Below are 9,793 nucleotides of genomic sequence, written 5' to 3'. Positions count from 1 at the left end.
CAGCCCCTCAGTCCCATTCCAGGCCGCCGCGGCGCCAGACGTAGGCGTAGGCGACGAAGACGGTGAGCACGAAGAGCAGCATCTCGACGAGCCCGAAGATCCCCAGGGCGTCGAAGGTGACGGCCCAGGGGTAGAGGAAGACAACTTCGATGTCGAAGACGATGAAGAGCATCGCCGTCAGGTAGTACTTGATGGGGAAGCGACCGCCGCCGGCGGGCATCGGGGTGGGTTCGATGCCGCACTCGTAGGCTTCGAGCTTCGCCCGGTTGTACCGTTTTGGGCCGATCAGCGTGGCCATGACCACGGAGAAGATCGCAAACCCTGCGCCGAGGGCGCCGAGCACGAGGATGGGTGCGTACGCATTCACGCTCCTCGCTCCTTCCAGTCGTCCTTGACCGTTGGACCGCTGTGCCGGCGCCGCGTGCACCGCCCCCGCGAAGATCGCCCCGAAGATCGGGACGGGGGCATGTGAGGCAGTTCACAAGCCGGACTGCTGCGCATCTTATGCCTGCCGGTCTGTGATCTGCGACACGGGTAACAACACCGAGTTTGTGATCTCCACCACCTGACGAACGATCATGAAGTCCGATGAGTGGTGATCTTCGTACGCAAGGCATCCACATGATCACCAAAGGTGACATCCGGGCCCGTCACCGCAGGTGGAAGGCGTGCTGCTCTATCAAATGGTGGCCGTTGCAGGCAAATTGGCACCAGCGCGGCCTCAGTGATAAAGGAACCGCCGTCGCCCGGTCGGGGGAAGCCGGCGGGACGGGAGTGGACGCGAGGGGGAATACGGGTGCCGCGAGGGGGCACGAGGGGGGCCGGTGGCCGGAAGTCGACGGCGGGATGAAAGGGGAGCGGATGCTGTGCATCCGTTCACTAACCGCACGGCACGTTCACAGTCGGATCACGGACCGGCCACAGCGCCCGCACGGCAGGAGGTAACTGTGATCTGTGTCACACGGAATGAGCGCCGCCGAAAGAGGGCTTGGCCATCTGTGCGGGCCGATGGTAGGCCCTGGATCAATTCGGACTTAATTCTGAAACCCCATGATCACAGGCTTGTGAAAGTGTGTCCGATACGCCCGTTACGGCGTCAATAAGAGGCGCGACGCGCCCGGTTCGGACCCTCCGCGCGCAACTGTGGCGCAGACCACGTTTCTTGAAGCGGACGTCCACCCCCTGATAGCGGTTGTTCCCATGTCCCACACCGCTCACATACCCAGCCACCGGAAGCCCCGCCGCAGCGCCTCGAAGCTCGCGGTCCGCGCCGGAGTTGCCGGTGGCGTTCTCAGCACCCTGGCCATGGCCGGCACCGCGAGCGCGTCCCCGTCCGCAGAGCCCGTGGCCGAGACGACGCTGGAAATGCCGGTCCTCGACCTGGACCTCGGCGCCGAGGTGTCCTCGGCCGTCACCACGGCCGCCGAGACCACCCGCGTCGCCGCCGTCGAGGCCGCCGTGGAAGGCGAACTGAACGCCCAGGAGGAGAGCGCCCGTACGGGAGCCGCCGCCGAGGCGAAGCAGTCCAAGGAAGACGCCCAGAAGGCGGCGGAGAAGAAGGCGAAGGAGGAAGCGGACCGCAAGGCCGACGCCGAGCGCGCCACCCGCAACGCCGAGCGCACCTCCCTCCAGACCGCCTCCGGCTCCGACGACTCCGACGGCGGGTCCTCCTCGACCCCCTCCAAGGGCTCCAGCGCGGGCAGCGGCTCGGGCCAGGGCAGCGGCACCGTCACGGCGCCGGTCAAGGGCTCGGCCTCCGCGATCCTCAACTTCGCCCGCGCACAGCTCGGCAAGGCGTACGTCCTGGGCGGCACCGGCCCGTCCTCGTTCGACTGCTCGGGCCTCGTGCAGGCGGCCTACCGCCAGGCCGGCGTCTCCCTGCCGCGCACCTCGCAGGCACAGTCCACCGCCGGCCGCTCGGTGTCCCTGAGCGCCCTTCAGCCGGGCGACATCCTGTACTGGGGCTCCAAGGGCAGCGCGTACCACGTCGCCCTGTACGTCGGTGGCGGCAACTTCATCGGCGCGCAGAACCCCAACACGGGCATCGTCGAGCGCCCCATGAACTACGACAAGCCCACGGGCGCCGTCCGCCTTCTCTGATCGACTCGATCGCCACGCAGGGCCGGTGCTCCCCCGCTCGGGGGAGGAGCGCCGGCCCTGCGGCATGCCCGGAGCCGGGGGCCGGTCCCCCAACGCCCCCGTACGGCACTTCGCTTCCCCCCGGGAGGACGCACCGCACGGGAACCTCCCCGCCGCCGGGAAGCCCGCGGGAAGGCGCGCCTGCCGGCCCCAGGGCCCCGGACACCGCCGTTCCCCACCCGGCCGGGGCCCTGCGAAGATGGCCGCGTGCACCCGGCCGTGCGGCCGGACCGATCCTGGAGGCGGTGGTCCCGTGAGCGCGAACCCGTACGAAACGCACGGCGCCGGCGACCCCGCCGCCGCCCCCGCGGCCGGAGGCCTCGCCCTCCTCGCCGTCGGCGGCTGGCTGTTGGGCACCGTCCGCCCCTGGCAGAAGCCCGGCCCCCCGCTCGCCCTCGGCCTGGCATGGGCGCTCTCCGCCGCCCTGCTGCTGTCCGGCCTCGTCCTCCTGGCCCGCTGCGTGCGCGCCGTCCACGGCGCCCCGGACGGCCCCGGGAACGCCGGAGCGGACCGGGACGGGGACACCCCGCACCGGCCCGCCGGCCTCTGACCCCGCGCCGCTCAGGCCTTCGGGGCCACCTTGCTCAGCCCGTTGATGATGCGGTCCATCGCGTCCCCGCCCGTCGGGTCGGTCAGATTGGCCAGCATCTTCAGCGTGAACTTCATCAGTACGGGGTGGGTCAGGCCGCGCTGCGTGGCCACCTTCATCACCCTCGGGTTGCCGATCAGCTTCACGAAGGCGCGGCCCAGCGTGTAGTAGCCGCCGTACGTCTCCTTGAGCACCTTCGGGTAGCTGTGGAGCGCCAGCTCCCGCAGCGCCGGCGTGGACCGGGCGTGCGCCTGCACGATGACCTCGGCGGCGATCTGCCCGGACTCCATCGCGTAGGCGATGCCCTCGCCGTTGAACGGGTTGACGAGCCCGCCCGCGTCACCGACCAGCAGCAGGCCCTTGGTGTAGTGCGGCTGCCGGTTGAAGGCCATCGGCAGCGCGGCCCCGCGGATCGGCTGCGTCATGTTCTCCGGGGTGTAGCCCCAGTCCTCCGGCATGGACGCGCACCACGCCTTGAGGACCTCGCGCCAGTCCAGTTCCTTGAACGCCGAGGAGGAGTTCAGGATGCCGAGGCCGACGTTGGACGTACCGTCGCCCATGCCGAAGATCCAGCCGTAGCCGGGCAGCAGCCGGTCCTGCGGACCGCGCCGGTCCCACAGCTCCAGCCAGGACTCCAGGTAGTCGTCGTCGTGCCGAGGCGAGGTGAAGTACGTGCGCACCGCGACGCCCATCGGGCGGTCCTCACGCCGGTGCAGGCCCATCGCGAGCGACAGCCGCGAGGAGTTGCCGTCGGCCGCGACGACCAGCGGGGCGTGGAAGGTGACCGGGGTCTTCTCCTCGCCCAGCTTCGCCTGCACGCCCGTGATGTGCCCGGTGCGCGGATCGCGTACGGGCTCGCCCACGTTGCAGCGCTCGTACAGGCGGGCGCCGGCCTTCTGCGCCTGCCGGGCCAGCGTCTCGTCGAAGTCGTCGCGCTTGCGGACGAGTCCGTAGTCCGGGTAGGAGGCGAGTTCCGGCCAGTCCAGCTGGAGCCGCTGCCCGCCGCCGATGATCCGCAGACCCTTGTTGCGGAGCCAGCCCGCCTCTTCCGAGATGTCGATGCCCATCGACACGAGCTGCTTGGTGGCACGCGGGGTCAGACCGTCGCCGCACACCTTCTCGCGCGGGAACGCCGTCTTCTCCAGCAGCAGGACGTCAAGTCCGGCCTTGGCGAGGTAGTAGGCGGTCGTGGAGCCGGCGGGCCCGGCCCCGACGACGATCACATCCGCGGAGTGTTCGGAGAGGGGCTCGGTCACTGCGGGGTCTCCCGAAGGCTCGATATAGGGTGCCAGGCGGCACCGGACAAGTGCAGTCTAAGCAGCGAGAGAGATCACGATCCGAAGGGCTGCCCCTATGACCACCTCGCCGACCCGGCCGCTCCCCGACGTACGCCTGCGCGTACCCACCGACGAGGACGCCCACGCCTGGCACGGCGTCTTCGACGACCCGGACGTGATGGAGTTCCTCGGCGGGCCCGCGGAACTGTCCTCGTACGTCGAATTCACCGCGCGGCAGCGGATGCACGACGCGCAGCGCGGCTACTGCCTGTGGACGCTGCTCGACGGGGACGGCGAGGTCATCGGCTTCACCGGCGCGCAGCCGTGGCCGGCGGAGAAGGCGTGGGGGCCGGTCGGCGAGATCGAGATCGGCTGGCGGCTGGGGCGCTCCGCGTGGGGGCGCGGGTACGCGTACGCGGCTGCGCTGGCCGCGCTGGAGCGGGTACGGGAGGCGGGGGTCCCGCACGTGGTGGCGATGATCGACGACGAGAACCAGCGGTCGATCGCGGTCGCGGAGCGGCTCGGAATGACGCTGGCGGAACGGTTCCCGCTCCCGAGCGGCACCCGCTACGGCCGCCGCTACGAACTCACACTGGCGACGCCCTGACCCCACCCGGGGCGACACCTGGCCGGGGGCGGGGCCGGGGTGGGGGGTCGGCCGGGGCTAAAACGTGATTTGTTGGCGCCCTGCCCCGCCGGCAAGGCGCTCCGGACAAGGCGCCATAAATCATGCCCGCCCCGGCCGACCCCCCACCCCGGCCCCGCCCCCGGCCCCGACCCCGGCCCACCCGCAGCCACCCCACCCGCCCCCCGCCCGGCCAGGGCAGAGGCAGAGGCAAGCTCAGAACACCGAAAGCCCCGTCAACGTGGTGAAGCGGTCCAGAGCCGCCACACCCGCCACCGAGTTGCCCTGCGCGTCGAGTCCAGGGCTCCAGACCGCGAGGGTGCACAGGCCCGGGACGACCGCGACGATGCCGCCCCCGACGCCGCTCTTGCCCGGCAGCCCGACCCGGTACGCGAACTCGCCCGCCGCGTCGTACGTCCCGCAGGTCAGCATCACCGCGTTGATCTGCTTGGCCTCGCTGCGCGTCAGCAGCCGCGAGCCGTCCGCGCGCAGCCCGTGCCGGGCCAGGAACCGCCCGGCCAGGGCGAGATCGGCGCAGCTCATCTCGATGGAGCACTGCCAGAAGTAGTGGTCCAGCAGCGCCGGCACGGGGTTGTCGATGTTCCCGTACGAGGCCATGAAGTGGGCGACGGCCGCGTTCCGGTCGCCGTGTTCCTGCTCGGACGCGGCCACCTCCGCGTCGAAGCCGATGCCGGGGTTGCCGCTCTCCTGCCGCAGGAACTCCAGCAGTTCGCTGCTCGCGTCGCCCGTCAGGGTCTGGAGCCGGTCGGTGACGACGAGCGCGCCCGCGTTGATGAACGGGTTGCGGGGGATGCCGTTCTCGTACTCCAGCTGCACGAGCGAGTTGAACGGGTTGCCCGACGGCTCCCGGCCCACCCGCTCCCACAGGCTGTCGCCGCCCTCGGCCAGCGCCAGCGCCAGCGCGAACACCTTGGTGATCGACTGGGTGGAGAACGGGGTCCGCCAGTCACCGACCCCGTAGACGTTCCCGTCGAGGTCGGCGAGCGCCATCCCGAAGCTGCCGGGGTCCACGGTCGCGAGGGCCGGGATGTACTCGGCGGGCGTGCCGCTGCCGACGAGGGACGCGATGTCGGCCGCGACCCGCTCCAGCAGGGCCGCGTAGTCGAAGGGCCCGGCCTCCACCGCCACTCCTGTTACGCCTTGGTGCCGCGGTGCAGGGCGACGACGCCGCCGGTCAGGTTCCGCCAGGCGACCTTGCCCCAGCCGGCCTTCTGCAGCAGCGCGGCCAGCGCCGGCTGGTCCGGCCATTCGCGGACGGACTCGGCGAGGTACACGTACGCGTCCGGGTTCGAGGCCACCACACGGGCCACCGGCGGCAGCGCGCGCATCAGGTACTCCATGTAGACGGTGCGGAAGGGCGCCCAGGTCGGCTGCGAGAACTCGCAGATCACGACCTGGCCGCCGGGCTTCGTCACCCGGTACAGCTCGCGCAGCGCGGCGTCGGTGTCCTGGACGTTGCGCAGGCCGAAGGAGATCGTCACGGTGTCGAAGACGTCGTCCTTGAACGGCAGCTTCGTCGCGTCACCGGCGGTCAGCGGCAGCCAGGCGTGCTTCTTCTTGCCCTCGCGGAGCATGCCGAGGGAGAAGTCGCAGGGGACGACGTACGCGCCGCTCTCGGCGAAGGGCAGCGAGGAGGTCGCGGTTCCGGCGGCGAGGTCGAGGACCTTCTGGCCGGGGCGGGCGGCGACCGCCTTGGCGACCTCCCTGCGCCACAGGCGCGCCTGGCCGAGGGAGATCACGTCGTTGGTGAGGTCGTAGTTCGCCGCCACACCGTCGAACATGGACGCGACTTCGTGCGGCTGCTTGTCCAGGGAAGCCCTTGTCACTGGTGTGTGCCCCTCGGTGTGCGGGTCGACAGATACGGAGCCATCCTCTCAGGCCGCCGCCGCGCCACCCGCCCGGGACTGGCCCCGGGGACAGTTGTGGTGTGGCGTGCGGGTGGGTTGACTGGACGCGGGCCGACCCGGACCGACGACCCGGCAGGGCGAGGGGCACACTGGGTGCCCTCGTCTAGCAAAGGGCTCCAGCATGCCGGCAGGGCGTTCCACCGGTCGTTCCACGGACGGTTCCCGAGGAGGCCTGCGCGCGCTGCGCCGGGCCGAGCGGCGCCGGCGGCTGCGCCGGACGGTCCTCGGGGCGACGGCGCTGATCGTGCTCTCGGTGTCCGCCTACACCCTGGCCCCCGGGGACCCGGAGGTCGCCACCGTCGCCGACGGCCGGGGCGCCGGGCCGGCGGAAGAGGTCCCGGCGGACCCCTCCGTCACGGCCCCGCACGCCTCCTCCCCCGCTTCGCGCACGACCCGCCGCCCCTCCGGCCCGGCCTCCCCGAAGGCGCCCGCGGCCTCCCCTTCCGCCCCGGCCTCCCCGAAGGCGTCCACGGGCCCGTCCGCGCCCGCCGCGGGGCCGGGGACGTTCACCGCGTCGACGGTGACGGGGCAGCCCCAGGGCAAGGGGCCCGTACGGAGCTGGCGGATCGAGGTCGAACAGGGCAGCGGGGTCGACCCGGAGGCCGCCGCCCGCTCCGTCGAGGCGATCCTCGGGGACCCGCGCGGCTGGATCCGCGACCCGGCGTACGGCTTCCGGATGGCCGGGCCCGGGCAGCCGGTGGACTTCACCGTGAAGATCGCCACGCCGTCGACCACCGACCGGCTGTGCGAGGTGGTCACGCCCGAGCTGATCGGGGAGACCAACTGCCGGGCCGGGCACACCGTCGTGGTCAACCTCAAGCGCTGGCTGGAGGGGTCCCCGCAGTTCAGCGGCCCGGTGGAGGAGTACCGGGCCCTGATCGTGAACCACGAGGTGGGCCACGAACTGGGCCGGGAGCACGAGACCTGCCCCGGGCCCGGGCGGCCGGCGCCCGCGATGATGCAGCAGATCAAGGGACTGCTCGGCTGTACGTCCAACGCCTGGCCGTTCGACGGAGCGGGAACCTACCTGGCCGGTCCGCGCGTCCCCTGACACAGCAGTGGCCGGGGTGAGGAGCGGGAACCGTGCGCGTCGTCAGCTTCAGCGTCCCCGCCTGGTTCCCGTCGTACGGGCCCCAGCGGCCGCGGGTGCGGCTCACCGAACAGGAGTCGGCGGTGTTCCTGTGCCTGGCGACCGGGGCGTCCAACGCGGAACTCGCCGCGGAGCTCCACCTGTCGGTCAGCACCGTCAAGTTCCACGTGGGCAACATACGGGCCAAGCTCGGCGGGATCAGCCGCCTCCAGGCCTGCCTCCTGGCGGCCCTCGCCCGCGACGGCCGGCGGCTCAGCGACGGCGGTGCAGGAGACGGCCCCCGATGACCGTGGCCACGCAGGTGTCCGCGCCGAGGGCCGGGAGCTCCGCCGGGGACGGCACCGCGAACACCGCGAAGCGGGCCGGGGCGCCGGCTTCCAGGACCCCGTGGAAGGCCTCCTCGGCCGTCTCCCGGCCCGCGAGCGGGTCGAGGGCGGGCGGGCCCTCGTAGGGGACGGGCGCGAGCACGGCCAGGCCCGAGCGGACCACCGCGGTGCGCACCGACGCCACCGTGAACCGGCCCGCGACGGCCACCACCCCGCGCGCCAGCAGCTTCTGCGTGCCGCGCCGGGCGCTGTTGCCCCAGCGGGCCTCGGTCATCTTCAGGGCGTCCAGGGCGGCCGCCCCGGTGATCGGGCCGGCGCCGAGCTCGGTGATCTCGTACGGGTCGTCCGGGTAATACGTCCGCTCCAGCAGCTCGTCCGCGCCGCGCGCCAGCAGCCCCGGGGTCAGCACGCCGGGCCAGCGGCGGACCCGGGCGTGCGGGGCGTCCGCGGCGAGCTCCGCGTACGGGCCCGCGCGGACGATCCGGTCGCCCTCGACCAGGACGGCGCCGCCTTCCAGCGGCGTCGATCCCGGGCCGGTGACGAGGAGTTCGGCCGTGTGCAGCGTGAGCATCAGTTCGTGGAGATGAGCTTCAGCTCGGGGTGCGCGGTGCCGCCCTCGATGGCGATGGAGGAGATGTGCGAGGCGACGCGGTGGTCGGCCGGGTCGTTCGCCGGGTCGTCGTGCACGAGGAGGTGCTCGTACGTCGTGGCGCGCTGCGCCGGGACGCGGCCCGCCTTGCGGATCAGGTCGATGATCTCCTGGCGGTTCGAGCGGTGCTTGGCACCGGCCGAGGAGACGACGTTCTCCTCCAGCATGATCGAACCGAGGTCGTCCGCGCCGTAGTGCAGGGAGAGCTGGCCCGCCTCCTTGCCGACGGTGAGCCAGGAGCCCTGGATGTGGGCGACGTTGTCGAGGAAGAGCCGCGCGATGGCGATCATGCGCAGGTACTCGAAGACCGTCGCCTGGGTGCGGCCCTTGAGGTGGTTGTTCTCGGGCTGGTACGTGTACGGGATGAACGCGCGGAAGCCGCCGGTGCGGTCCTGCGTGTCCCGGATCATCGCGATGTGCTCGATGCGTTCGGCGTTGGTCTCGCCGGTGCCCATCAGCATGGTGGAGGTGGACTCCACGCCCAGCCGGTGGGCGATCTCCATGATCTCCAGCCAGCGTTCGCCGGACTCCTTGAGCGGGGCGATCGCCTTGCGGGGCCGCGCGGGCAGCAGTTCGGCGCCCGCGCCGGCGAAGGAGTCCAGGCCGGCGGCGTGGATCCGCTGGATGGCCTCCTCGGCCGAGACGCCCGAGATGCGGGCCATGTGCTCGACCTCGGACGCGCCGAGGGAGTGGATGACCAGCTGCGGGAATTCCTTCTTGATGGCCCCGAAGTGGTGCTCGTAGTACTCGACGCCGTAGTCGGGGTGGTGGCCGCCCTGGAACATGATCTGCGTGCCGCCGAGCTCCACGGTCTCCGCGCAGCGGCGCAGGATGTCGTCGAGGTCGCGCGACCAGCCCTTCTTCTTGTCCTTGGGGGCCGCGTAGAAGGCGCAGAACTTGCACGCCGTCACGCACACGTTCGTGTAGTTGATGTTGCGCTCGATGATGTACGTCGCGATGTGCTCCGTACCGGCGTAGCGCAGCCGGCGCGCGGCGTCGGCGGCCTGGCCGAGCGCGTGGAGCGGGGCGTGCCGGTAGAGGTCGAGGGCCTCTTCCTGGCTGATCCGGCCCCCTGCGGCGGCACGGTCGAGGACAGACTGGAGAGCGGCCTGGTCGGTCACCGGTGCGTCACCTTTCGGCGGTGTGTCAAGGGTCCGGACCGATCCAGCC

At 71.7% G+C, this 9,793-nt stretch carries 11 protein-coding genes; 5 read left to right on the top strand and 6 right to left on the bottom strand.

What is annotated here, in order from left to right; translation table 11 throughout:
* Nucleotides 1–7 precede the first annotated feature (7 nt).
* Nucleotides 8–367, bottom strand: a complete 360-nt coding sequence (locus ABZZ17_RS06710) for an NADH-quinone oxidoreductase subunit A (protein ID WP_030773548.1) — start codon at nt 365–367, stop codon at nt 8–10.
* 833 nt (nt 368–1,200) lie between these two features.
* Between ABZZ17_RS06710 and ABZZ17_RS06705 the strand changes: the two genes are divergently transcribed.
* Both ABZZ17_RS06705 and ABZZ17_RS06700 read left to right on the top strand, forming a co-directional pair.
* Complete coding sequence (locus ABZZ17_RS06705) at nt 1,201–2,100, top strand: C40 family peptidase (RefSeq protein ID WP_356872741.1); 900 nt, start codon at nt 1,201–1,203, stop codon at nt 2,098–2,100.
* A gap of 292 nt (nt 2,101–2,392) precedes the next feature.
* Nucleotides 2,393–2,689: a hypothetical protein gene (locus ABZZ17_RS06700; protein WP_356872739.1), complete on the top strand. Its 297-nt coding sequence runs from the start codon at nt 2,393–2,395 to the stop codon at nt 2,687–2,689.
* Nucleotides 2,690–2,700: 11 nt separating this feature from the next.
* Here the strand turns inward: ABZZ17_RS06700 and ABZZ17_RS06695 are convergent, their stop codons facing one another.
* Nucleotides 2,701–3,984 carry a geranylgeranyl reductase family protein gene (locus tag ABZZ17_RS06695; protein ID WP_356872737.1) on the bottom strand — a complete coding sequence of 428 codons (1,284 nt, stop codon included), beginning with the start codon at nt 3,982–3,984 and terminating at the stop codon, nt 2,701–2,703.
* A 97-nt stretch (nt 3,985–4,081) separates the two neighbouring features.
* Here ABZZ17_RS06695 and ABZZ17_RS06690 point away from each other — a divergent pair, with 97 nt between their 5' ends.
* The gene (locus ABZZ17_RS06690) at nt 4,082–4,612 is read left to right on the top strand and encodes a GNAT family N-acetyltransferase (protein ID WP_356872735.1); all 531 of its coding nucleotides are present in this window, start codon (nt 4,082–4,084) and stop codon (nt 4,610–4,612) included.
* Between the two features lie 234 nt (nt 4,613–4,846).
* On the opposite strand, the gene ABZZ17_RS06685 is transcribed toward ABZZ17_RS06690, so the two are convergent.
* Together ABZZ17_RS06685 and ABZZ17_RS06680 are read right to left on the bottom strand one after the other, a co-directional pair.
* Nucleotides 4,847–5,779: a glutaminase gene (locus ABZZ17_RS06685; protein ID WP_356872733.1), complete on the bottom strand. Its 933-nt coding sequence runs from the start codon at nt 5,777–5,779 to the stop codon at nt 4,847–4,849.
* A gap of 5 nt (nt 5,780–5,784) precedes the next feature.
* On the bottom strand, nt 5,785–6,477 hold the full coding sequence (locus ABZZ17_RS06680; protein ID WP_356872731.1) for a demethylmenaquinone methyltransferase: 693 nt from the start codon (nt 6,475–6,477) through the stop codon (nt 5,785–5,787).
* Between the two features lie 202 nt (nt 6,478–6,679).
* Here ABZZ17_RS06680 and ABZZ17_RS06675 point away from each other — a divergent pair, with 202 nt between their 5' ends.
* Together ABZZ17_RS06675 and ABZZ17_RS06670 are read left to right on the top strand one after the other, a co-directional pair.
* Nucleotides 6,680–7,609, top strand: coding sequence for a DUF3152 domain-containing protein (locus ABZZ17_RS06675; RefSeq protein WP_356872729.1), 930 nt, complete (start codon nt 6,680–6,682; stop codon nt 7,607–7,609).
* Nucleotides 7,610–7,641: 32 nt separating this feature from the next.
* Nucleotides 7,642–7,935 (top strand): helix-turn-helix transcriptional regulator, encoded by a 294-nt coding sequence (locus tag ABZZ17_RS06670; protein WP_356872727.1) that lies wholly within the window; start codon nt 7,642–7,644, stop codon nt 7,933–7,935.
* Here ABZZ17_RS06670 and ABZZ17_RS06665 read toward each other — a convergent pair.
* Both ABZZ17_RS06665 and mqnC read right to left on the bottom strand, forming a co-directional pair.
* The gene (locus tag ABZZ17_RS06665; RefSeq protein ID WP_356872725.1) at nt 7,901–8,545 is read right to left on the bottom strand and encodes a hypothetical protein; all 645 of its coding nucleotides are present in this window, start codon (nt 8,543–8,545) and stop codon (nt 7,901–7,903) included. The genes ABZZ17_RS06670 and ABZZ17_RS06665 overlap by 35 nt on opposite strands.
* Complete coding sequence (mqnC, locus tag ABZZ17_RS06660; RefSeq protein WP_356872723.1) at nt 8,545–9,744, bottom strand: cyclic dehypoxanthinyl futalosine synthase; 1,200 nt, start codon at nt 9,742–9,744, stop codon at nt 8,545–8,547. The genes ABZZ17_RS06665 and mqnC overlap by 1 nt, the downstream gene beginning before the upstream one ends.
* Nucleotides 9,745–9,793: the final 49 nt, after the last annotated feature.

The organism is Streptomyces sp. NPDC006512 (assembly GCF_040611935.1).
GTDB lineage: Bacteria > Actinomycetota > Actinomycetes > Streptomycetales > Streptomycetaceae > Streptomyces.
Note: the sequence above shows the minus strand (reverse complement) of the source record. Positions and strands in the feature narration are given on the sequence as shown.

What these genes read in the sequence shown, in the direction of transcription:
- ABZZ17_RS06705 (WP_356872741.1), top strand. Translation starts at nt 1,201, where the DNA reads ATGTCCCACACCGCTCACATACCCAGCCACCGGAAGCCCCGCCGCAGC.
- ABZZ17_RS06690 (WP_356872735.1), top strand. Translation starts at nt 4,082, where the DNA reads ATGACCACCTCGCCGACCCGGCCGCTCCCCGACGTACGCCTGCGCGTA.
- ABZZ17_RS06675 (WP_356872729.1), top strand. Translation starts at nt 6,680, where the DNA reads ATGCCGGCAGGGCGTTCCACCGGTCGTTCCACGGACGGTTCCCGAGGA.
- ABZZ17_RS06665 (WP_356872725.1), bottom strand. Translation starts at nt 8,545, where the DNA reads ATGCTCACGCTGCACACGGCCGAACTCCTCGTCACCGGCCCGGGATCG.